Here is a 22,712-nt window from a genome sequence, read left to right on the forward strand (position 1 = left end):
GGGAACCTTATTGCGCGCGGCCAAGGGCTCGCGCGGCTTACGGATCAACTGGTTGATCGTCGGCATATCTGCCCTTCATCCCTTCAGGTCGATCGGCCGGCGGAGCCGGACCGATTGGAAAATCGCCCGGTTTGGCCGGACGATGCAAAAGCCCGCCTGCGAAGCCCGAGGGGCTTCGAGCGGGCCCAATGGTCGAACGCCGTTCAGCGGAACTGTCCGGCTATGTCGATTGGGTTTCAGCAGGACCGGATTGTGGCAGGCAGAAAACCGCCCTTGGGTCCCTTTGAAGTTCGCGGACTATATGGGGTGCCCCCTGCCCCGTCAAGCGCGCAAATGACGGTTCGGCGACGCACAATCGCCCGTTTTGCGAGTCCCGCCGCAACCCCGTTGGCGTGCGCAAGCGGAAGGGGGCGCGTCCCTTTCGGAACGCGCCCCCTTCCCTAACCCTATGCGCCGAAGCCTCAGGCCGCGGTGCTCTCGCCCGGATGCGGCAGGGCCGGAGCCTCGCCTTCGCCATCCTCGCCCACCGCCATGGCGCGGTCGCGCTCGGCGGCGATCTGCTTCAGGCGGTTGACGACGGAGCCCGTGCCCGCCGGGATCAGGCGGCCGACGATCACGTTCTCCTTCAGTCCCTCCAGGTTGTCGGTCTTGCCCGACACCGCGGCCTCGGTAAGGACGCGGGTGGTTTCCTGGAACGACGCGGCGGAGATGAAGGATCGGGTCTGCAGCGACGCCTTGGTGATGCCCTGCAGGACCGGGTGGCCGGAGGCCGGCTTGAGGCCCTCGCCCACGGTCTTCTCGTTCTCCTCGTCGAACTCCTGACGGTCGACCTGCTCGCCCACCAGGAAGGTGGTCTCGCCGGCGTCGGTGATCTCGACCTTCTGCAGCATCTGGCGGACGATCACCTCGATGTGCTTGTCGTTGATCTTCACGCCCTGCAACCGGTAGACGTCCTGGATCTCGTTGATGAGGTAGTTGGCCAGAGCCTCCACGCCCATCACCGACAGAATGTCGTGCGGCACCGGGTTGCCGTCCATCAGCAGGTCGCCGCGCTGGACATAGTCACCCTCCTGCACGGAGATGTGCTTGCCCTTCGGGATCAGATACTCGCGCTCGTCCCCCGTCTCGTCGTTGCGGACGACGATGCGGCGCTTGGTCTTGTAGTCCTTGCCGAACTCCACGCGGCCGTCGAGGTCGGAGATGATCGCGAAGTCCTTCGGACGGCGCGCCTCGAACAGCTCGGCCACGCGCGGCAGACCGCCCGTGATGTCGCGGGTCTTCGACGATTCACGCGGGATACGGGCCAGCACGTCACCGGCCTTCACATGGGCGCCGTTCTCGACCGAGAGGATGGCGTCCACCGACATGAAGTAGCGGGCCTCCAGACCGTTGGCCAGCGTGATGATCTCGCCCCGCTCGTCGCGCAGCGTGATGCGCGGCTTCAGATCCGCACCGCGCGGCTGCTGGCGCCAGTCCACCACGACCTTGGACGAAATGCCGGTGGCCTCGTCCATCACCTCGCGCATGGAGATGCCTTCCACGAGGTCCACATAGTGGGCGGTACCCTCGCGCTCGGTGATGATCGGCAGGGTGTAGGGGTCCCACTCGGCCAGCTTCTGGCCGCGCTCGACCTTAACGCCCTCGTCGGCCAGCAGCTTCGCACCGTACGGAACGCGGTGACGCGCCCGCTCGCGGCCCTGCTCGTCGAGCAGGATCACTTCGGTGTTGCGGCCCATGACCACCGGGATGTTGGAGGAGTTGATGACGACGTTGCGGTTGTTGATCCGCACCGTGGCGTCGAACGCCGCCTCCACCTGGCTCTGCTCCGCACCGCGCTGCGCCGCACCGCCGATGTGGAACGTGCGCATGGTGAGCTGCGTGCCCGGCTCGCCGATCGACTGGGCGGCGATGACGCCCACCGCCTCGCCGACGTTCACCAGAGTGCCGCGGGCCAGATCGCGGCCATAGCACTTGGCGCAGACGCCGTCCTTGGTCTCGCAGGTCAGGACCGAGCGGATCATGACGCTGTCGATGCCCGACCGCTCGATGCGGTCCACGGTGGCCTCGTCGATCAGGCCGGCGTTCGGGACGATCAGCTCGCCGTTCAGCGGGTCGATCAGGTCGCCCACCACCGTGCGGCCCAGGATGCGGTCGCCCAGCGGGGAGATGACCTCGCCGCCGTCGATCACCGCCTTCACGGTGATGCCCTTGTCGGTGCCGCAATCGGTCTCGACGATGATCGCGTCCTGCGCCACGTCCACCAGACGGCGGGTGAGGTAACCGGAGTTCGCCGTCTTCAGAGCGGTGTCGGCCAGACCCTTGCGGGCGCCGTGGGTGGAGTTGAAGTACTCCAGCACGGTGAGGCCTTCCTTGAAGTTCGAGATGATCGGCGTCTCGATGATCTCGCCCGACGGCTTGGCCATCAGGCCGCGCATGCCCGCCAGCTGGCGGATCTGGGCGGCGGAGCCACGCGCACCGGAGTGGGCCATCATGTACACCGAGTTGACCGGCTTGCCCGGCTTGGTGTCGGAGATGACCTTCATCATCTCCGTCGCCACCTTCTCGGTGCATTCCGACCAGACGTCGACGACCTTGTTGTACTTCTCGCCCTGAGTGATCAGGCCGTCGAGATACTGCTGCTCGAACTCCTTCACCCGCTCCTTGCTGTCGTTGACCAGCTTCTTCTTCGCCTCGGGGATGACCATGTCATCCTTGCCGAAGGAGATGCCGGCGCGGCAGGCGTGGCTGAAGCCCAGCTTCATCAGCCGGTCGGCGAAGATCACCGTCTCCTTCTGGCCGCAATGGCGGTAGACGGCGTCGATGACGTTGCCGACGTCCTTCTTGGTCAGCAGGCGGTTGATCAGCGCGAAGGGGACCGCCGGGTTGCGCGGCAGGATCTCGGACAGCAGCATGCGGCCCGGCGTCGTCTCCACGATGGAGATCTTCTCGTCGCCGTTCTCGTCCACGCCCTTGTAGCGGGCCTTCACCTTGGCGTGCAGCGTCACGACCTTGGCGTCCAGCGCCTGCTCGATCTCGCCGACGTTGGCGAAGGTCATGCCCTCGCCCATCTCGCCCGGCCGGTCCATCGTGATGTAGTAGAGACCCAGCACGATGTCCTGCGACGGCACGATGATCGGCTTGCCGTTCGCGGGCGACAGGATGTTGTTGGTGGACATCATCAGGACGCGCGCTTCCAGCTGCGCTTCAAGCGACAGCGGGACGTGCACGGCCATCTGGTCGCCGTCGAAGTCCGCGTTGAAGGCGGTGCAGACCAGCGGGTGGAGCTGGATCGCCTTGCCTTCGATCAGCGTCGGCTCGAAGGCCTGGATGCCCAGGCGGTGCAGCGTCGGCGCGCGGTTCAGCATCACCGGATGCTCGCGGATGACCTCTTCCAGGATGTCCCACACCTCGGGACGCTCCTTCTCGACCATCCGCTTGGCGGCCTTGATGGTGGAGGCGAGGCCGTACAGCTCCAGCTTCGCGTAGATGAAGGGCTTGAACAGCTCCAGCGCCATCTTCTTCGGCAGGCCGCACTGGTGCAGCTTAAGCTCCGGACCGACCACGATGACCGAACGGCCCGAGTAGTCCACGCGCTTGCCGAGCAGGTTCTGACGGAAGCGGCCCTGCTTGCCCTTCAGCATGTCGGACAGCGACTTCAGCGGACGCTTGTTGGCGCCGGTGATGACGCGGCCACGGCGGCCGTTGTCGAACAGCGCGTCGACGGCCTCCTGCAGCATGCGCTTCTCGTTGCGGACGATGATGTCCGGCGCCTTCAGCTCGATCAGCCGCTTCAGACGGTTGTTGCGGTTGATGACGCGGCGGTACAGGTCGTTCAGGTCGGACGTGGCGAAGCGGCCGCCGTCCAGCGGGACGAGCGGACGCAGCTCCGGCGGGATCACCGGAATGACTTCCAGGATCATCCATTCCGGACGCGACTGAGACGACAGGAAGGCGTCGATCAGCTTCAGGCGCTTCACGAGCTTCTTGCGCTTGGCCTCGGACGAGGTGTCGCGCAGCTCTTCGCGGCAGGTCTTCTTCTCCTCCTCCATGTCGAGCGCCGACAGCATGATGCGCAGCGCTTCGGCACCGATGGAGGCGGTGAAGGCGTCCTCGCCGTACTCGTCCTGGGCGGAGACAAACTCCTCCTCGCTGAGAAGCTGGTGGAGCTTCAGCGGGGTCAGGCCCGGCTCGATGACGACGTAGTTCTCGAAATAGAGGATGCGCTCCAGATCCTTCAGCGTCATGTCGAGCAGCAGACCGATGCGGCTCGGCAGGGACTTCAGGAACCAGATGTGGGCGACCGGCGAGGCCAGCTCGATGTGGCCCATGCGCTCGCGCCGGACCTTCGACAGCGTCACCTCGACGCCGCACTTCTCGCAGATGATGCCGCGGTACTTCATGCGCTTGTACTTGCCGCACAAGCACTCGTAGTCCTTGATCGGACCGAAGATGCGGGCGCAGAACAGGCCGTCGCGCTCAGGCTTGAAAGTGCGATAGTTGATGGTTTCCGGCTTCTTGATCTCGCCGAACGACCAGGACCGGATGCGCTCGGGGCTCGCGATCTGGATGCGGATCTGATCGAAGCTCTGGGGACCCTGGACCTGGCCGAAAATGTTCATCAACTCGTTCATGACCGTCTCCCGCTGGCAGCGCCGCGTTGTCGGTTAAGGGCAGTTCCCGCCGGAAGGGGCCGACATGGCCCCCGTCCGGCGGGTTCAGTCTCTTTTGGCTCAGTACGACCGCTGGTTCAGCTCGACGTTCAGGCCCAGGGAGCGCAGCTCCTTGACGAGAACGTTGAAGGACTCAGGGATGCCCGCCTCGAAGTTGTCGTCGCCGCGGACGATCGCCTCGTAGACCTTGGTGCGGCCGGACACGTCGTCCGACTTGACCGTGAGCATCTCCTGCAGCGTGTAGGCGGCGCCGTAGGCTTCGAGCGCCCACACCTCCATCTCACCGAAGCGCTGTCCGCCGAACTGGGCCTTACCGCCGAGCGGCTGCTGGGTGACCAGCGAGTAGGGACCGATCGAACGCGCGTGGATCTTGTCGTCCACGAGGTGGTGCAGCTTCAGCATGTAGATGTAGCCGACGGTCACCTTTCGGTCGAAGGCCTCGCCGGTGCGCCCGTCGATCAGAGTGACCTGACCGGAGCGGTCCAGACCGGCCTTCTCGAGCTGCTGGCAGATGTCCTCCTCGCGGGCGCCGTCGAAGACCGGCGTCGCGAAGGGAACGCCCTTGCGCAGATTGCCGCCCAGTTCCAGCAACTCGCCTTCGGTCATGTCGGCAATCTGGTCGTCGTAGACCTTCTGGCCGTAAGCCTCCTTCAGCGTGCCGCGCAGCCCGTCCATGGTCTGGGCGGCGTCGCCGCGGCCCTTCATGGCGAGGCGGTACTGGTCGATGGCGCGCCCGATCTGCTTGCCGAGGCCGGCGGAAGCCCAGCCCAGATGCGTCTCCAGGATCTGACCGATGTTCATGCGCGACGGCACGCCCAGCGGGTTCAGCACCAGATCGACCGGTTGGCCGTCTTCCAGATAGGGCATGTCCTCCTGCGGCAGGATGCGGGAGACCACACCCTTGTTGCCGTGGCGGCCGGCCATCTTGTCGCCCGGCTGCAGCTTGCGCTTCACCGCGACGAAGACCTTGACCATCTTCATGACGCCCGGCGGCAGCTCGTCGCCGCGCTGCAGCTTCTCGACCTTGTTCTCGAAGCGGTTCTGCAACGCCTGGATCGAGTCGTCGAAGACCTTGCCCAGGCTCTCCACCATTTCCATCACCTGCTCGTCGGCGATGGAGATCTGGCGCCACTGGCCCTTGGTCAGGTTCGCCAGCTCAGCGTCGGTGAGGACCGTGCCGGCCTTCATGCCCTTCGGGCCGGACTGGGCGGTCTGGCCGAGGATGACCTCCTTCAGGCGGGTGTAGAAGCTGCGCTCCAGGATCGCGCGCTCGTCGTCGCGGTCCTTGGCCAGCTTCTCGATCTCCGCCCGTTCGATGGCGAGAGCGCGCTCGTCCTTGTCGACGCCGCGGCGGCTGAAGACCCGGACCTCGACGATCGTGCCGGCCACGCCCGGCGGGAGGCGCAGCGAGGTGTCGCGGACGTCGGACGCCTTTTCGCCGAAGATGGCGCGCAGCAGCTTCTCTTCCGGCGTCATCGGGCTCTCGCCCTTCGGCGTCACCTTGCCGACCAGGATGTCGCCCGGGCGGACCTCGGCGCCGATGTAGACGATGCCGGCCTCGTCGAGGTTCTTGAGGGCTTCCTCACCGACGTTCGGAATGTCGCGGGTGATTTCCTCCTGGCCCAGCTTGGTGTCGCGGGCCATGACCTCGAACTCCTCGATGTGGATCGAGGTGAAGACGTCGTCCTTGACGATGCGCTCGTTGATGAGGATCGAGTCCTCGAAGTTGTAGCCGTTCCAGGGCATGAAGGCGACGAGCACGTTGCGGCCCAGGGCCAGCTCGCCCAGCTCCGTCGAGGGGCCGTCGGCGATGATGTCGCCGGCCGCCACGCGGTCGCCCACCTTCACCAGCGGACGCTGGGTGATGCAGGTGTTCTGGTTGGAACGCTGGAACTTCAGCAGGTTGTAGATGTCCACGCCCGGCGCCGTGGTGTCCGACGAATCGGTGGCGCGCACCACGATGCGGGTGGCGTCGATCTGGTCGACGATGCCCTTGCGCTTGGCGACGATGGTCACGCCGCTGTCGCGGGCCACCGTGGCTTCCATGCCGGTGCCGACCAGCGGCGCGTCGGCCTTGACCAGCGGCACCGCCTGGCGCTGCATGTTCGAGCCCATCAGAGCGCGGTTCGCGTCGTCGTTCTCAAGGAACGGGATCAGCGCCGCGGCGACGGAGACGAGCTGCTTCGGCGACACGTCGATCAGGTCGATGGCCTCCGGGCGGAACATCAGATACTCGCCGCCCTGCCGGCACGACACGAGGTCGGCGGCGAAGCGGTTGTCAGCATCCAGTTCGGCGTTGGCCTGGGCGACGACGTAGCGGCCCTCCTCCATGGCGGAGAGGTAGACCACCTCGTCGGTCACGCGCCCGTCCTGAACCTTGCGGTATGGGCTCTCAATGAAGCCGTACTGGTTCACGCGGGCGTAGGTGGCCAGCGAGTTGATCAGGCCGATGTTCGGACCTTCGGGCGTCTCAATCGGGCAGATGCGGCCATAGTGCGTCGGGTGCACGTCGCGCACTTCGAAGCCGGCGCGCTCGCGGGTCAGACCGCCCGGGCCCAGCGCCGAGAGACGGCGCTTGTGCGTGATCTCGGACAGCGGGTTGGTCTGGTCCATGAACTGCGAGAGCTGCGAGGAACCGAAGAACTCGCGGACAGCCGCCGCCGCCGGCTTGGCGTTGATCAGGTCGTGCGGCATGACCGTGTCGATCTCGACCGAGGACATGCGCTCGCGGATCGCGCGCTCCATGCGCAGCAGGCCGACGCGGTACTGGTTCTCCATCAGCTCGCCGACCGAGCGGACGCGGCGGTTGCCGAGATGGTCGATGTCGTCGATCTCGCCGCGGCCGTCCTTCAGGTTCACCAGGACCTTCAGGATCGACATGATGTCCTGCTTGCGCAGGACGCGGACGCTGTCCTCGGTCTGGAAGTTCAGGCGCGCGTTCATCTTGACGCGGCCCACCGCCGACAGGTCGTAGCGCTCGCTGTCGAAGAACAGGCCGGCGAACAGGGCCTCCGCGGACTCCAGGGTCGGCGGCTCGCCCGGGCGCATGACGCGGTAGATGTCGATCAGCGCGTCCTCGCGGGACGCGTTGCGGTCGGCGGCCATCGTGTTGCGGATGTAGGCGCCGACGTTCAGGTGGTCGATCGCCAGCACCGGCAGCTCGTCCACGCCGGCCTTCTCCAGCTTGTCGAGGTCGCTGGCCGACAGTTCGTCACCGGCTTCGAACAGAACCTCGCCGGTCCGTTCGTTGATGATGTCGACGGCGAGGTAGCGCCCGGTCAGCTCCTCGGTGGAGACGAGCTGCTCGGCGAGGCCGCCCTCGACCAGCTTCTTGATCAGGCGCGGGGTCATCTTCGTGCCGGCCTCGGCGACGACCTGGCCGGAGGCCGCATCCACGAGGTCGGAGGCGACCTTGACGCCCTTCATGCGGTCGGCGTTGAACGGAGTCTTCCAGCCGCCCGACGCGCGGGAATAGGTGATGGTGTCGTAGAAGAAGTTGAGGATCTCCTCCTTCGACATGCCCTGCGCCTCGTAGGGCAGCAGGTCCTTCTTCTGGGCCTTCCGCTCGGCGCGCAGCGCCTCGGTGTCCGCGCCGTCGAGGGCGAACAGCAGCGTGGTGGCCGGCAGCTTGCGGCGGCGGTCGATGCGCACGTAGACGAGGTCCTTGGCGTCGAACTCGAAGTCCAGCCAGGAGCCGCGGTACGGGATCACGCGGGCCGCGAAGAGATACTTGCCCGACGAGTGGGTCTTGCCCTTGTCGTGGTCGAAGAAGACGCCCGGGCTGCGGTGCATCTGGGAGACGATGACGCGCTCGGTGCCGTTGATGATGAAGGTGCCGTTGGCCGTCATCAGGGGCATGTCGCCCATGTAGACGTCCTGCTCCTTGATGTCGCGGATCGAGCGCAGGCCCGTGTCCTCTTCCACGTCGAAGACGGAGAGGCGCAGGGTCACCTTCAGCGGGGCGGCGAAGGTCATGCCGCGCTGCTGGCACTCCTCGACGTCATACTTCGGCTGCTCAAGCTCGTACTTCACGAAGTCGAGGACGGCGCGGTCGGAGAAATCCTTGATCGGGAACACCGACCGGAACACCTCCTGCAGACCCAGGTTGGCCCGCTTCTCCGGCGGGACGTCCATTTGCAGGAAGTGATCGTAGGAGCTGCGCTGCACCTCGATGAGGTTGGGCATCTGGGTGACTTCCGGGATGCGCCCGAAGCTCTTCCGAACACGCTTTCGACCCGTAAAGGATTTGGCCATGGATGTCCCCAAACGTCAGAATCGTGAGTACGCTCGACCGGAAGCACGCGAACCAGGGTGCTCGCCGCGACGCGGCGATGATCGCGCGGCCCGCCCCCTATGCAGGGACGGAAAGAGCCGGACCGGGAAACCCGGTCCGGTGGAAGGCAGAAAACGCCGTGCGGCGGCAGGTCCCCTCGAGGACCAGCCGCCGTCCGGCGTGGATATGTCTTATCCGTCGCAGCAAGACGGTCTTACTTAATATCGACCTTCGCGCCGGCCTCTTCAAGCTGCTTCTTGATCTTGGCGGCCTCGTCCTTCGTCACGCCTTCCTTGACGGGCTTCGGAGCGCCTTCGACCAGGTCCTTGGCTTCCTTCAGGCCCAGGCCGGTGATGGCGCGGACTTCCTTGATGACGTTGATCTTCTTGTCGCCGGCGTCGGCGAGGATCACGTTGAACTCGGTCTGCTCTTCGACCGGGGCGGCGGCGACGGCCGGGCCGGCGGCGGCAACGGCCACCGGAGCGGCGGCGGAGACGCCCCACTTCTCTTCCAGCAGCTTCGACAGCTCGGCGGCCTCGATGACGGTCAGGGCCGAGAGATCGTCGACCAGCTTCTGCAGATCAGCCATTTTGATGCTCCAACAACTCGATGTTCTGGGATGGGTAGACAGCTAGACGGGTGCGGCTCAGGCCGCCTCGTCCTTCTTCGCGTAGGCCGCCAGCACGCGGGCGACCTGGCCGCCCGGAGCCTGGAGAACGCCGGCGATGCGGGTCGCCGGGGTCTGGATCATGCCCACGAGCTTGGCGCGCAGTTCGTCCAGCGACGGGAGCGTGGCGAGAGCCTTCACTCCCTCCGCGTCGAGGACCTGGTCGCCGAGAGCGGCACCGACGATCTTCAGCTTCTCGTTGGTCTTGGCGTAGTCGGCCACCACCTTGGCGGCCGCCACGGGGTCCTTCGAGTAAGCGATCGCGGTCGGTCCCTTGAAGAGACCGTCCAGACCTTCGAACTGCGTGCCCTGAAGGGCGCGGCGGGCGAGCCGGTTCTTCGTCACCTTGAAGCTCGCGCCCGCGGCCCGAATCTTGCCACGCAGGTCGGTGACTTCCGCCACCGTCAGGCCCAGATGGTGGGTGACCACCACCAGGCCCGTGTCCTGGAGCTTCGACTGCAGGTCCGCGATCGTCGCTTCTTTTTGTGTACGATCCACGGATCGCCTCCTTGCACAGAGGTTTACGAGAGGCCCCGTCCCTTGCGGTCGGAGGCCCCGGCGAACCTGTCCCAGAAGTTCGAGCCGTTCCTGAACCGCGGGCGGACCCGCGTGGTTAACGGTTCAACTCCTGTCTGCTCTGGCGGGTTTAAGCCCTCCCCTCCGGAGAAGGAAGGGCGCCAGCGGTCTTGGACAGGGTGGGCGCCCCCGCAGGGGACACCCGATCGCCGCCGGTCCCGAGGGAGCCGGCGGCGAAACTCAGATCACTCAGGCCGTGGCGGCCAGAGTGGACAGATCCAGCTTCAGGCCCGGCCCCATGGTCGAGGACAGCGAGACCTTCAGCAGGTACTGGCCCTTGGCACCGGTCGGCTTGGCGCGGGTGATCGCCTCGACGAAAGCGCGGATGTTCTGGACCAGAGCCTCTTCCGAGAAGCTGGCCTTGCCCACGCCGGCGTGCACGATGCCGGTCTTCTCGGCGCGGAACTCCACGGCGCCGGCCTTGGCGGCCTTGACGGCGCCGGCCACGTCGGGGGTCACGGTGCCCAGCTTCGGGTTCGGCATCAGGCCGCGCGGGCCGAGGACCTTACCCAGCTTGCCGACGACGCCCATCATGTCCGGGGACGCGATGCAGCGGTCGAAGTCGATGTTGCCGGCCAGGATCTTCTCGGCCAGGTCGTCGGCGCCGACGATGTCCGCACCGGCGGCCAGGGCGTCGTCCGCCTTGGTGCCCTTGGCGAACACGGCGACGCGCACGGTCTTGCCGGTGCCGTTCGGCAGGTTCACCACGCCGCGGACCATCTGGTCGGCGTGACGCGGGTCGATGCCCAGGTTCATGGCGATCTCGATGGTCTCATCGAACTTCGCCTTGGGCAGGCCCTTCAGCAGGGAGACGGCGCTCTCCAGCGAGTAGAGCGCCTCGCGGTCGACCTTCTTGTAGGAATCGGTCAGTCGCTTGCCGAGCTTCGCCATGGGATCAGCCCTCCACCACTTCGAGGCCCATCGAACGGGCGGAACCGGCGATCATGGTCGCGGCCGCGTCGACGTCGTGGGCGTTCAGGTCCTTCATCTTCTTCTCGGCGATCTCACGGACCTGGGTGGTCGTGACCTTGCCGGCGAAGGCGCCCTTGCCGGTGGTCTGCGAGCCCTTGTCGATGCCCGCGGCCTTCTTGAGGAAGTAGCTGACCGGCGGGGTCTTCGTGACGAAGGTGAAGGTACGGTCGCCGTAGGCGGTGATGACCACCGGGATCGGCATGCCGACTTCCAGGTCCTGCGTCTTGGCGTTGAACGCCTTGCAGAACTCCATGATGTTCAGGCCGCGCTGACCGAGCGCCGGGCCGATGGGCGGCGACGGATTCGCCTTGCCGGCCGGAACCTGCAGCTTGATGTAACCGACGATTTTCTTTGCCATGTCACAACCTCCTGATACGACGCCTCGATACGCTGTCCGGCGTCGCGGGGCCTTGCGGTGCGGCTATGGCGGGCCTTCCGCAGCAGAAAGGAGCACGTGACTGCTCATCACGTGCCCCGGGAAAAACCGTGTTCTCAGACTTTCTCGACCTGGGTGTATTCCAGCTCGACCGGCGTCGAACGACCGAAGATCGACACGGCCACCTTGAGGCGCGCCTTCTCTTCGTCGACTTCCTCGACGGTGCCGTTGAAGGAGGTGAAGGGGCCGTCGCTCACACGCACCTGCTCGCCCACCTCGAAGGTGATCGAGGGCTTGGGGCGCTCAAAGCCTTCCTGCACCTGATGGATAATCCGCTCGGCTTCGCGCTGGCTGATCGGCTGCGGCTTGCCGCCGCCGCCCAGGAAGCCGGTGACCTTCGGCGTGTTCTTCACGAGATGCCAGGACTCGTCCGTCAAATCCATCTTGATGAGGACGTAGCCGGGGAAGAACTTCCGCTCGGTGTTGATCTTGGACCCCCGGCGCACTTCGACCACTTCCTCGGTCGGCACCAGGATTTCCTCGAACTTGTCTTCCAGACCCTTCTGAGCCGCCTTCTCGCGGATGGCCTGGGAAACCTTCTTTTCGAAGCCCGAATAGACGTGAACGACGTACCAGCGCGCGGCCATGGCGATCAGGCCCCCAGCCCAAGGATCATGCGGACGGAGAACGCCAGCACCTGGTCGACGACGAGGAAGAACAGCGAAGCCACCACCACCATGACGAAGACCATGGCGGTCGTCACGCCGGTTTCCTTGCGGGTCGGCCATGTGACCTTGGCCACCTCGCGGCGGACGTCACGCGCGAATTCTGCGGGATTCACTTTAGCCATCGTAGACCGTGCGGGCTCCGGTGCGACGTGTGGGGCGCGGTCAGCGGCCCGTTCTTGTTCGGTACGGCGTGGCAGGAGTGGAGGGGCTCGAACCCCCAGCCCCCGGTTTTGGAGACCGGTGCTCTACCAATTGAGCTACACTCCTAACGCCGTCAGGCTCTACCCCCTGCGGGGAGCGGAGCTTATAGCGCATAGCCGCTTGGCTTGCTAGCCTTTTTAACGGCGGGCAAGCCGAATTCTCATGGGAGCAACCCCACCGCCGGTTCCCGGAGGCGCCGGCGGCGGGGCTGGCTCAGCAACTTACTTGATGATCGAGGCGACGACGCCGGCGCCGACCGTACGGCCACCCTCGCGGATGGCGAAGCGCAGGCCCTCGTCCATGGCGATCGGAGCGATCAGCTCGACTTCCATGGAGATGTTGTCGCCCGGCATCACCATCTCGGTGCCTTCCGGCAGCTTCACCATGCCCGTCACGTCGGTCGTGCGGAAGTAGAACTGCGGACGGTAGTTGGTGAAGAACGGCGTGTGACGGCCACCCTCTTCCTTGGTCAGGATGTAAGCCTCGGCCTTGAAGGTGGTGTGCGGGGTGATGGTGCCCGGCTTGGCCAGAACCTGGCCGCGCTCCACGTCCTCGCGCTTGGTGCCGCGCAGCAGCGCGCCGATGTTGTCGCCGGCCTCGCCCGAGTCGAGCAGCTTGCGGAACATCTCCACGCCGGTCACCGTCGTCTTCACCGTCGCCTTCAGCCCGACGATCTCGACTTCCTCGCCGACCTTGACGATGCCGCGCTCGACGCGCCCGGTCACCACCGTGCCGCGGCCCGAGATCGAGAACACGTCCTCGATCGGCATCAGGAACGGACGGTCCTTCGGACGCTCCGGCTGCGGGATGTACTCGTCCACCGCCTTCATCAGCTCCAGGATCGCCTCACGGCCGATCGCCGGCTGCTTGTCCTCCAGCGCGCACAGCGCCGAGCCCTTGACGATCGGAATGTCGTCGCCCGGGAACTGGTAGGAGGACAGCAGCTCGCGCACCTCCATCTCGACCAGCTCCAGCAGCTCCGGATCGTCGACCATGTCGACCTTGTTCATGAACACCACCAGCGCCGGCACGCCGACCTGGCGGGCCAGCAGGATGTGCTCGCGGGTCTGCGGCATCGGGCCGTCGGCGGCCGACACGACCAGGATCGCGCCGTCCATCTGCGCGGCGCCCGTGATCATGTTCTTCACGTAGTCGGCGTGGCCCGGGCAATCGACGTGGGCGTAGTGGCGGTTGGCCGTCTCGTACTCGACGTGGGCGGTCGAGATCGTGATGCCGCGCGCCTTCTCCTCCGGCGCCTTGTCGATCTGGTCGTAGGCGGTGAAGGTCGCGCCGCCGGCCTCGGCCAGCACCTTCGTGATCGCCGCCGTCAGCGACGTCTTGCCGTGGTCGACGTGGCCGATCGTGCCAATGTTGCAGTGCGGCTTGTTCCGCTCAAACTTTGCCTTCGCCATCGCTTTGGTCTTTCGTTCCCGACGTTCCGGACGCACACAATGGCCCGGCCGAGATCGACATTTCCCTTAGCGCGGGGGAATTGGAGCGGGTGAGGGGAATCGAACCCCCGTCGTAAGCTTGGAAGGCTTCTGCTCTACCATTGAGCTACACCCGCCTGCACGCCCCGCCCGGCGCTAACGACCGGGAACTGCGATCACGGACAAGCCGTGGAATGTAGTGGTGGAAGGGGCTGGATTCGAACCAGCGTACGCGTACGCGGGCAGATTTACAGTCTGCTGCCTTTAACCACTCGGCCACCCTTCCCCAGGCCCGCTGCGGGACGTGCCCGCCGCGGAGTTCGGCACTATGAGAATTTTTGGGGCCTTGTCAACACGTCTGAAGCAGTCCAAACCAGAAAACTGTGAATAACCGCGCCGGGCTTAGGCCCCGCCCCTCCAGCCGGACACCATGACCCGTTCGAAGAAGCCATCCGCGCCCCACGGCCAGCCCCCCGCCCCGCCGAAAGGCCACCCCTCTTCCCACCGCGAGTCGCGCGGCGACCGCTCCTCTCCGGGCCGCGGCGCGCAGGGCGTGCTGCTCTATGGCCTGCACCCGGTGTCGGCGGCCTGGCTGAACCCGGAGCGCCGCATCCACCGCCTGATCGCGACCGAGGCCGCCCGCACGGCGCTGGAGCCGGTTCTGGCCCAGGCCAAGGCGCGCGGGCTTCAGCGGCCCGGCCTGATGCCGGCGGACCGCGGCGATCTCGACCGCATGCTGCCGCCGGGCGCGGTGCACCAGGGCGTTGCGGTGGACGTCGCCCCGCTGCCGGAAACCGGCATCGAGGACGTGTGCGCCGAGGCCGACTCGGACCCGTCGGCGCTCGTCGTCGTGCTCGATCAGGTGACCGACCCGCACAATGTCGGGGCCATCCTGCGCTCCGCCTCGGCCTTCGGCGCCAAGGCGGTGGTGGTGACGGAGCGCAACGCGCCGGAGACCACCGGCGTCCTCGCCAAGAGCGCGTCCGGCGCGCTGGAGTCGGTGCCGCTGGTGCGGGTCACCAACCTCTCCCGCGCGCTGGCCGACCTGCAGCAGGCCGGTTTCTGGACCGTCGGCCTCGCCGAGTCGGGCCGGAGCACGCTGGCCCAATGCAACCTGACCGGGCGCACCGCGCTGGTGCTGGGGGCGGAAGGCGCCGGACTGCGCCGCCTGACCATGGAGCGCTGCGACGTCGTCGCGCGCCTGCCGACGCAAGGGCCGGTGGGCAGCCTGAACGTGTCCAACGCCGCCGCCGTCGCGCTTTACGAGGTCGCCCGGCTGCGCTGATGCACCGCCGGACGCGCCGCACAGGTGAGGCTTGCTGAGGACCGCGGAGGACGCTAGTGTAGGCGCCCGCCGCGGTCTGGCCGGGCGGCACGCCGGTTTAGCTCAGTCGGTAGAGCAGCGGTTTTGTAAACCGAAGGTCGCGGGTTCGAGCCCTGCAACCGGCACCAACAAATTCAAAGGGTTAGAGGCCGCCCGAAGGCGGCCTCACTCATTTGGGCAATCGCAGGGCGATCCCGCCGGCACCGGCCGGCGCGGGTATGGAATGGCCGGCCCAACCATCTGCCTGGTTTGCCGGCAAGCCGTTGGAGACGCAGCAAGCCGCGGCTTCCCCCTCCGGACTCGTCATTCCATACGCCTTTTCCCTACACTTTCCGATTTATCCGAAGAGCGAGTCCGCTCAAAAACATGACGTCCGCAAGAACGGTGGGGAGACGCTAATTGACGATAACCTCGGCAATTTCCCTTGTAATGTTCTTGGCGAGATCAATTCGCGTCAACGGGCTTCCGCCGCCATCAAAACTGAGGCTGACATAGAATTCCGGACCATTGCCTTCACGAAAACTTTTTTCCTTTAGCTTTATCGATCCGATCTCGTGGAGGTCATTGATGACCAGGCGGAAGCTGCTCGGTGTAAACCGCCATGAATGACAATCACGGTACTCGTCACTGGCTTCCGCCTGGTGAAATGCGGAAATAGCCTCCGGAAGGGTGTGAATAAACCCCAGATCGACTGGACAGCCATGCGGCCAGACGATATGGCCGTTGCGTCCCGCCGCATAAGCCATATGATCGAAATGCTTGCCGGATTCGTGCTTTTTTGGCTGTTTCAAATGAATGTCCAGCATTTCCCCCACGCTCGAAAGAGATTGGAAGACATCAAAGCAATTTCTTTTGTCCGGAACGACCAACACCAGCGCGCCATCGGGTTTCAGCAGCGTCTCGCAATCTTTTAAAAACCCAATGAAATCCGTGCAATGCTCGATCATATGCGATGCGACAATATAATCGAAGCAATTTACTTCCCCAACCGCAGCGGATACGGGGCCGCCATGCGTTATGTAATCCACGTCCTCAATATTATCGGAACTTGAGCTGTGCAATTCCCGCAGATAGGCATGCCCAGCATAATCGGCTATGTGCACATTGTAACCATCTTTCTTAGGAAGAACGGGATTATAACTTGCCCCTATTTCCAAACCATAACCGTTTGTATTTATCATTGACCTAATAGTAGCATTTCTGTCCATTTCCTATCTCCTGGAGAGCCCTCGTCCGCGGCATCCGCTCATCCGGCGTCTTCCGAATGAGCGCCGCTTCACCTTCCAATCTTGGGTAAATTACAATGAGCAATTATCTAGTGAAAAGGGAAAATATGATACGCACACGACGCCTGAACTCGCGCCTGGAGCTTCCACCACAATCATTGATGTTGCGCCGGCGCTTTTGCTGCTAAACTCGAATCCCTGGCTTCAGCCTCACGATCCGCTCGCGCCGCCATCAGCCGCATGAGATGTCGTCCGCGAGCCAATCCACTGATCCTAAAGAGCAATCCCGATCGCCGGTTCAAGCCCCGCAACCGGCACCACCCCGCAACCATATGTCAGACCGATCCGCGACTGCGCCCATGCCACACGCCCACTCCGGCTGCTCCCTGATCCCGACCGGTTCCGGCGTCATCGACGCGGAGCACGGCGCGATTCTCGACATCCTGTCAGCGATGACCGCCGGCGGGCCGATGGGGCTGACGGAGCTGACGACGCTCCGGCGCGAGGTGGGCGAGCATTTCGCCACGGAAACGGCGGAGATGGCCGTCCTGACCCCTGACCGGCGGGAGCAGCACGAGCACGCGCACCGCGTTTACCTCGCCAGCATCGACGCCCTGCTGGTGGCCGCCGAGCGCGGCGATCCGGTGACCGGTGACGACGCGAACCGGCTGATGCTGTGGTTCATCGTCCATTCCAACACCGCCGACACCGAGCTGGTGGAGGCCTCCCGGCGGACCGGCGACGAGCCGCCCATGATCTCCATGGACGATTGGCTGGGCAGCCTCGACGAAGAGGACCAGGCCGCCCTGCGCTCCTGACCGGCGGCGCCGGAAGGAGGAACCGCGCCGGTGGGCACCGGTTGGAGAAGGAACGATCCGTTCCGAGCAACCGACAAGGTTTTCCCATGGCCCAGACCGACATCCCCAACGCCGATGCGCAGCGCCTGCGCGATTCCATCGACCGGGGCCTGACCGGCGACAAGATACCCGCCGCCGATCCCGCGGCGGCCCCGCTGGGCACCGACGACGAGGCCGCGGGGACCCGCCCGCCCCCCTCCCCTGCCGGTTCCATCGACAGGGCACCGACTGACGCCCGCGCGCCCTCGGGCCACGCCAAGGGCGCCGACGCCTTCCGCAAAAGCGACGCCCCGTCCCGCGACCGATGATGGCGGCGCCCACAAAAAATGCCCCTCCTCCGCCGGGGAGGAGAGACCCGGGGAAGAGGGACATTGTCGTGGATTCGAATGCCGGCGGGGCGCAGGGCCCCAGTTTTCCGAAACAAATGGGCCGTCAGGCAGCCGATCAGAAATAGCGCTCCGGCACGCGCAGCACGTCGTCCGGCATCACCGGCGTGGTGATCGGGGCGCGGCGCAGCTCCTTCTTCGGATCGGCCCCGCGGGTGATCAGGACGTAATCCTCCTTGGCGCGGTAGGTGTAGCCGCCGGCCATCGCCACCGCGGACAGCGCGGTCATGCCGTTGACGTACTGGTACTGGCCAGGGTTGCGGACCTCGCCCAGGATGAAAAAGGGCCGGTGGTTCAGCACCTCGACGCTGACCTTGGCGTCCCGGACGTAACCCTGCGACAGGCGCTTGGAGATGTCGGCCTCCAGTTCGCGCGGGGTGTGGCCGCGGGCCGCGACCTCGCCGATCAGCGGCATGGCGACCTTGCCGGAACCATCGACGCGGAATTCGCCGGAAAGCTGTTCCTCGCCGAAGACGATGACGCGCAGCGCGTCGCCGGCCCCCAGGCGGTATTCCGTCATCTGGGCGACGCCCGGCGGTTCGAGGGGGGCATCCTGGCCACCGGCGCAGCCGACCATCGCGGCGGCGACCACGGTCATTCCGAGCGCGCGGAACATGTTACGTCGATTCATCCCTTACCCTTCCATGGCTCGTGAGGACATCGGGCCTGGCGCCCGCGGACGGAGCGGCCAAACCCTGAGCGGTCACGGAGGGAGACTAGCAACTCACACGCGCTTGGGAAAAAGTGGAGAGGAAGTAATGCCAACGGAGAAAAAGGATTCGCGTCACCGTATAGGCGGAAACGCAAAAGGGACGCCCACCGGTCGATGGGCGCCCCTTCCCCGGATCCTTGGACGAACCGATTACATCTGGGCGCCGAGGCGCAGATAGACCAGATTGTCGGAGTAATCGAAGCCACTGAGGTTCGAGTTACGCTTTTCGTAAGTGTAACCGCCGTTCACGAAGATGTAGCGGCTGAGCTGGTAGCTGGCGCCGGCCCCCAGCGTGTAGACGTCGTCGGTGCGGTCCACGCCGTTGAAGTCGTCCTGGCGCCACTGCAGACGGGCGTTCAGCAGCAGGGTGCGCAGCAGTTCGTGGTCCACGCCCAGGGCGGCGACGGTGCGGTTGTAGCTGGACGCGATCTGGCTGCCGCGGGCATAGGTCGATTCGCGGACCTGACGGCTGACCGAGCCGGTGACCGAGGTGAGCTGCGTCACCGACCAGTTCAGACGGCCGCCGATGGCCAGACCGCCGAAGTCCTTCAGCGTCGGATCGTCGTAGGTCTTGCTCAGATAGCCGGCATAGACCTCGCCGGTGATGAGGCCGGTCAGGTCGGTCGACAGGCCGCCGACCACCTCGTAGCCGTCGGAGTCGCGGTTGACGCCGCCGAAATCCTGGCTGAGCCGGTAGCGGGTCCAGCTGTAGGACCCCTGGATGAAGGCCTCGTATCCCTGGATGAACTCGTAGCCGACGCGGGCGGTGCCGGCGTAATCCCAACGGTCGCGGTCCTCCTGCGACTCGGTCAGACCGTTGGTCAGCTCCGCGTCCTGGTAGGAGGTGTACTGGGCGAGGCCGGTCAGGCGGAAGCGCAGGCGGTTGAAGCGCTGGTTGAACGACGCCTCGCCGCCATGGGTGAAGTAGTTCACCGGCTCCGCGAAGCGCGGCACCACCGCGCCGGTGGCCAGCGACACGTCGAAGTTCGGGTCGGAGCGGCCCTCGTGATCGCGGCGGCTGAACAGCAGGCCGCTGACCGAGGAGTCACGGGTGATGTCGTAGCGACCGTCCACCTGCGCCCGGTAGTCGGCGTAATTCTCCGACGAATAGTCGAAGAAGCGCCCGATGTTGCCGGAGGCCGAGAAATTCAGGGCGTGGTTGTTGAAGTCCGAACGCACGTCGACTCGCGGCTGGGTGACCCAGATGAAGTCGTCGCGGGTGTCGTTCTCGGTCGCGAAGACGTTGCTTTCATAAGTCACGCCGGTTTCGAGACGCGGCAGGATGCGGAACGATCCGGCCCGGATGCCGAGCTGCTCGACCTCCGGGCGGCGGCGCTCCAGCACGGATTCACCGCGCTGCAGTTCCTGGGCGCTCACCGGCTTGGCCGCGGGCAGCGCCGTCAGCACGGTGGGCGCGAGCGCGAGGGCGAGGAAGGACAGGGAGCTGGGCTTCATGGGTCACCGCGCAAGGCTGAAATCAGTGGCTCGTATCGGGCGGCCGAATGGCCTTGGAATGTGCAATCGCCGCTCCGGGAGAAGCGGACAGTCGCTGCAAAGACAACTCATGGCGTGATGTCCATGCAACAGTGAAGCCGATCGGCGCTGGTTTTTGCCCGCACCTGTGTTGTTGGCGCAACAAGACTTGCGTCAGACACACACACTATTGTCATAGAGGCACCGCTTTAGGTCAAACGTCATAGAACAGGCGCGATGCCGCCGGGCAAACCCCATGGGAACCGGCGGCGGAAGGCGCCCGTTCATTGGTGCAGACGCCATCACGACGGAGCGACCGCCATGACGGAACCGCTGAGCACCCAACCGCCGTTCCGGTCCGAACCCCGGCCACCGGCGAAATCACCCCCCAGACCGCCGCAGCATCCCGGCGACGACGTGGTGATGCCGCCCTACACGCCCGGCGGCGTGCCGCCGCCCGACGGCGATCTCCCGCAATCGGACCGTGAAAAGACTCCGCCTCCGAACACCTACCCGCCAAAGCGGAATCCATAATTGAAATGGGGGCAAACCCGCTGGCAACACCACAACACACCCCCATATGCAGATTGCCCCCTAGACTCAGGACCCCTATTGTTCAGACGCCAGACCAAGCTTCATTTACGAGTGCTTTAGGTTATTAAAAGATGAACGGGCTTAGACTGTGGCCGTATGCCGCAGCAGCGAGCGTTGCCCATCACGAACTGGATGCCTAGGCTTATAAGCGAAGCCTGCTGCAATTGGTGCGGGTCCGGAAACACAACCCTTTCCGGACCGGCGCCGAGTCTGTCGTACGGCGTTCCGCAGACCATCCGCCGTCATCCGGAAACGGGCCGGCATCGCAACGCTCGTGTGCGCTCATGGATCAAATGGCCCATCCCCCGACCGACGATTACCTGCTGACCGGGCAGGTGCACTATCGCCTTCGCCGGGCGCACCAGCGCGCGTCGTCCATCTTCATGGACATGATCGGCGATGCGCAGCTCACCCCCACCCAATGGGGCGCCCTGGTCACGCTGCGGACCGAAGGGTCGCTGTCGCAGAACCAGCTCGGACGGCTGACCTACATGGACCCGGCGACCACCCAGGGCGTCATCCTGCGCCTGGTGGAGCGCAAGCTGGTGGAGCGCCAGCCGGACCCGCAGGACCGGCGCCGCACCAGCGTCAGCCTGACCCGCGGCGGCCAGTCGCTGGTCAACGCCCTGCTGGAGAACGCCACCCAGGCGCACCACCGGATGCTCGATCCGCTGACCCCGGAGGAGCAGGCGCTGTTCCTCACGCTGCTCGCCCGCCTGATGTAAGGCCGGCGGTGCCGCGCCGGCCCGTGGAAAACCGGTTTGGTGCGGCGCAACGGAACGGTGACTTTTGCGGTGGGTTTGCTATGAACGCAGACATTGCGTTCACGCAGCCGCCAACCGCGCCGGGATTCCGCCGATCATGAACCGCCGCCATCTCCTGCTTGCGCCGGGCGCCGCCGCTCTCGCCGCCGCCCTCTGCTTCGCCGCGCCGAACTCCGCTGCCCAGGCTCAATCGGCCCAGGTTCAATCGGCCCAGGTTCAATCCATTGGCCAGCCGATTCGCGTCGGCGAGATCAACAGCTACACCGGCCTGCCGGCCTTCACGGTCCCCTACCGCCAGGGCTGGCAGCTCGCGGTCGAGGAGGTGAACGCCGCCGGCGGCCTGCTCGGCGGGCGCAAGCTGGAGGTCGTCTCCCGCGACGACGCCGGGAAGCCGGACGACGCCGTGCGCGTGGCGCAGGAGTTGCTGTCGAACGAGAAGGTCGATCTGCTGGCCGGCACCTACTTCTCCCATGTCGGGCTGGCCGTGGCCGACTTCGCCGCGCGCAACAAGGTGCCCTTCGTGGCGGCGGAGCCGCTGACCGACGCGATCACCTGGACCAAGGGCAACCGCTACACCTTCCGCCTGCGCCCCAGCACCTACATGCAGGCGGCCATGCTGGTGGAGGAGGCGGCGAAGCTGCCGGCCAAGCGCTGGGCCACCGTCGCCCCGAACTATGAATACGGCCAGTCGGCGGTGCAGTGGTTCCGCCAGCTCCTGTCGGAAAAGCGCCCGGACGTCGAGTTCGTGGCCGAGCAGTGGCCGGCCCAGGGCAAGCTGGAGGCCGGGCCGACCGTGCAGGCGCTGGCCGCGGCGAAGCCCGACGCCATCTTCAACGTCACCTTCGGCGCCGACCTCGCCAAGTTCGTGCGCGAGGGCGAGGGCCGCGGCCTGTTCCGCAACCGCACCGTGGTCAGCCTGCTGACCGGCGAGCCGGAATATCTCGACCCGATGAAGGACGAGGCGCCGGAGGGCTGGATCGTCACCGGCTACCCGCAGGAGCAGATCGATACGCCGGAGCACAAGGCGTTCCGCGACGCCTATGTGGCGCGCTTCAAGGAAACGCCGCGCCAGGGTTCGGTCGTCGGCTACGCCACCTTCAAGGCCATCGCCGCCGCCGTGGAGAAGGCCGGGTCCACCGATCCCGAGAAGGTCGTGGACGCGCTGTCCGGCCTGGCGCTGCCCAGCCCCTTCGGCCCGATCGCCTTCCGCGCGCTCGACCATCAGGCGACGATGGGCGCCTATGTCGGCAAGACCACGGTGAAGAACGGCCAGGGCGTGATGACCGGCTGGCGCTACGCCGACGGCGCAGACTATCTGCCGTCCGACGAGGCCGTCCGCAAGATGCGTCCGGAGTAAGGCCAAGCCGGAATGAGGGGCGGCGCGGTTTCCCCCACCCTTCCCACGGCTGCGCCGCGGGCCCCTTCCCTCTCCCGCTGCGCAGGGGAGGGTCAGGGAGCGGAAAGACCTCGCTCCCGTAGAACC

The 22,712-nt window shown here is 65.7% G+C and carries 17 protein-coding genes and 4 tRNA genes; 6 read left to right on the plus strand and 15 right to left on the minus strand.

Annotated features, from left to right (window positions below):
* Positions 1-461: 461 nt before the first annotated feature.
* The 12 genes from rpoC to QSG27_RS03940 form a co-directional block, all read right to left on the minus strand.
* Complete coding sequence (gene rpoC, locus QSG27_RS03885; RefSeq protein ID WP_306703820.1) at positions 462-4,631, minus strand: DNA-directed RNA polymerase subunit beta'; 4,170 nt, start codon at positions 4,629-4,631, stop codon at positions 462-464.
* A gap of 99 nt (positions 4,632-4,730) precedes the next feature.
* Positions 4,731-8,924: a DNA-directed RNA polymerase subunit beta gene (rpoB, locus tag QSG27_RS03890; protein ID WP_306703821.1), complete on the minus strand. Its 4,194-nt coding sequence runs from the start codon at positions 8,922-8,924 to the stop codon at positions 4,731-4,733.
* A gap of 233 nt (positions 8,925-9,157) precedes the next feature.
* Positions 9,158-9,532: a 50S ribosomal protein L7/L12 gene (gene rplL, locus QSG27_RS03895; protein WP_306703822.1), complete on the minus strand. Its 375-nt coding sequence runs from the start codon at positions 9,530-9,532 to the stop codon at positions 9,158-9,160.
* 57 nt (positions 9,533-9,589) lie between these two features.
* A complete protein-coding gene (rplJ, locus tag QSG27_RS03900) occupies positions 9,590-10,108 on the minus strand; it encodes a 50S ribosomal protein L10 (RefSeq protein ID WP_306703823.1) in 519 nt (172 codons plus the stop codon).
* Between the two features lie 267 nt (positions 10,109-10,375).
* On the minus strand, positions 10,376-11,077 hold the full coding sequence (rplA, locus tag QSG27_RS03905; protein ID WP_306703824.1) for a 50S ribosomal protein L1: 702 nt from the start codon (positions 11,075-11,077) through the stop codon (positions 10,376-10,378).
* Between the two features lie 4 nt (positions 11,078-11,081).
* Complete coding sequence (gene rplK, locus QSG27_RS03910; RefSeq protein WP_306703825.1) at positions 11,082-11,516, minus strand: 50S ribosomal protein L11; 435 nt, start codon at positions 11,514-11,516, stop codon at positions 11,082-11,084.
* A gap of 134 nt (positions 11,517-11,650) precedes the next feature.
* Positions 11,651-12,181 (minus strand): transcription termination/antitermination protein NusG, encoded by a 531-nt coding sequence (nusG, locus tag QSG27_RS03915; protein WP_014241052.1) that lies wholly within the window; start codon positions 12,179-12,181, stop codon positions 11,651-11,653.
* Between the two features lie 5 nt (positions 12,182-12,186).
* Positions 12,187-12,384 (minus strand): preprotein translocase subunit SecE, encoded by a 198-nt coding sequence (secE, locus tag QSG27_RS03920; RefSeq protein ID WP_306703826.1) that lies wholly within the window; start codon positions 12,382-12,384, stop codon positions 12,187-12,189.
* A gap of 69 nt (positions 12,385-12,453) precedes the next feature.
* Positions 12,454-12,529 (minus strand) — tRNA-Trp (locus tag QSG27_RS03925).
* A gap of 155 nt (positions 12,530-12,684) precedes the next feature.
* Positions 12,685-13,875 carry an elongation factor Tu gene (gene tuf / locus QSG27_RS03930; protein ID WP_306703818.1) on the minus strand — a complete coding sequence of 397 codons (1,191 nt, stop codon included), beginning with the start codon at positions 13,873-13,875 and terminating at the stop codon, positions 12,685-12,687.
* An 81-nt stretch (positions 13,876-13,956) separates the two neighbouring features.
* Positions 13,957-14,030, minus strand: a tRNA-Gly gene (locus tag QSG27_RS03935).
* 63 nt (positions 14,031-14,093) lie between these two features.
* Positions 14,094-14,179 (minus strand) — tRNA-Tyr (locus tag QSG27_RS03940).
* A 144-nt stretch (positions 14,180-14,323) separates the two neighbouring features.
* Here QSG27_RS03940 and rlmB point away from each other — a divergent pair.
* Both rlmB and QSG27_RS03950 read left to right on the plus strand, forming a co-directional pair.
* The gene (gene rlmB, locus QSG27_RS03945) at positions 14,324-15,178 is read left to right on the plus strand and encodes a 23S rRNA (guanosine(2251)-2'-O)-methyltransferase RlmB (protein WP_306703827.1); all 855 of its coding nucleotides are present in this window, start codon (positions 14,324-14,326) and stop codon (positions 15,176-15,178) included.
* Between the two features lie 91 nt (positions 15,179-15,269).
* Positions 15,270-15,345 (plus strand) — tRNA-Thr (locus QSG27_RS03950).
* A 267-nt stretch (positions 15,346-15,612) separates the two neighbouring features.
* Here QSG27_RS03950 and QSG27_RS03955 read toward each other — a convergent pair.
* Entirely contained in the window at positions 15,613-16,425 is an 813-nt protein-coding gene (locus tag QSG27_RS03955; RefSeq protein WP_306703828.1) for a class I SAM-dependent methyltransferase, read from the minus strand.
* A gap of 377 nt (positions 16,426-16,802) precedes the next feature.
* Between QSG27_RS03955 and QSG27_RS03960 the strand changes: the two genes are divergently transcribed.
* Positions 16,803-17,261 carry a hemerythrin domain-containing protein gene (locus QSG27_RS03960; RefSeq protein WP_306703829.1) on the plus strand — a complete coding sequence of 153 codons (459 nt, stop codon included), beginning with the start codon at positions 16,803-16,805 and terminating at the stop codon, positions 17,259-17,261.
* Positions 17,262-17,347: 86 nt separating this feature from the next.
* A complete protein-coding gene (locus tag QSG27_RS03965; protein WP_306703830.1) occupies positions 17,348-17,608 on the plus strand; it encodes a hypothetical protein in 261 nt (86 codons plus the stop codon).
* Positions 17,609-17,744: 136 nt separating this feature from the next.
* Here QSG27_RS03965 and QSG27_RS03970 read toward each other — a convergent pair whose 3' ends face one another.
* A complete protein-coding gene (locus QSG27_RS03970) occupies positions 17,745-18,317 on the minus strand; it encodes a polysaccharide biosynthesis/export family protein (protein ID WP_306703831.1) in 573 nt (190 codons plus the stop codon).
* Positions 18,318-18,548: 231 nt separating this feature from the next.
* Positions 18,549-19,853: an outer membrane beta-barrel protein gene (locus QSG27_RS03975; protein ID WP_306703832.1), complete on the minus strand. Its 1,305-nt coding sequence runs from the start codon at positions 19,851-19,853 to the stop codon at positions 18,549-18,551.
* 905 nt (positions 19,854-20,758) lie between these two features.
* Between QSG27_RS03975 and QSG27_RS03980 the strand changes: the two genes are divergently transcribed.
* Positions 20,759-21,190 carry a MarR family winged helix-turn-helix transcriptional regulator gene (locus QSG27_RS03980; protein WP_306703833.1) on the plus strand — a complete coding sequence of 144 codons (432 nt, stop codon included), beginning with the start codon at positions 20,759-20,761 and terminating at the stop codon, positions 21,188-21,190.
* 136 nt (positions 21,191-21,326) lie between these two features.
* Positions 21,327-22,586 (plus strand): ABC transporter substrate-binding protein, encoded by a 1,260-nt coding sequence (locus QSG27_RS03985; RefSeq protein ID WP_306703834.1) that lies wholly within the window; start codon positions 21,327-21,329, stop codon positions 22,584-22,586.
* The last annotated feature ends 126 nt before the right edge of the window (positions 22,587-22,712 follow it).

It is taken from the genome of Azospirillum isscasi, assembly GCF_030849505.1.
Taxonomy (GTDB): Bacteria; Pseudomonadota; Alphaproteobacteria; order Azospirillales; family Azospirillaceae; genus Azospirillum; species Azospirillum isscasi.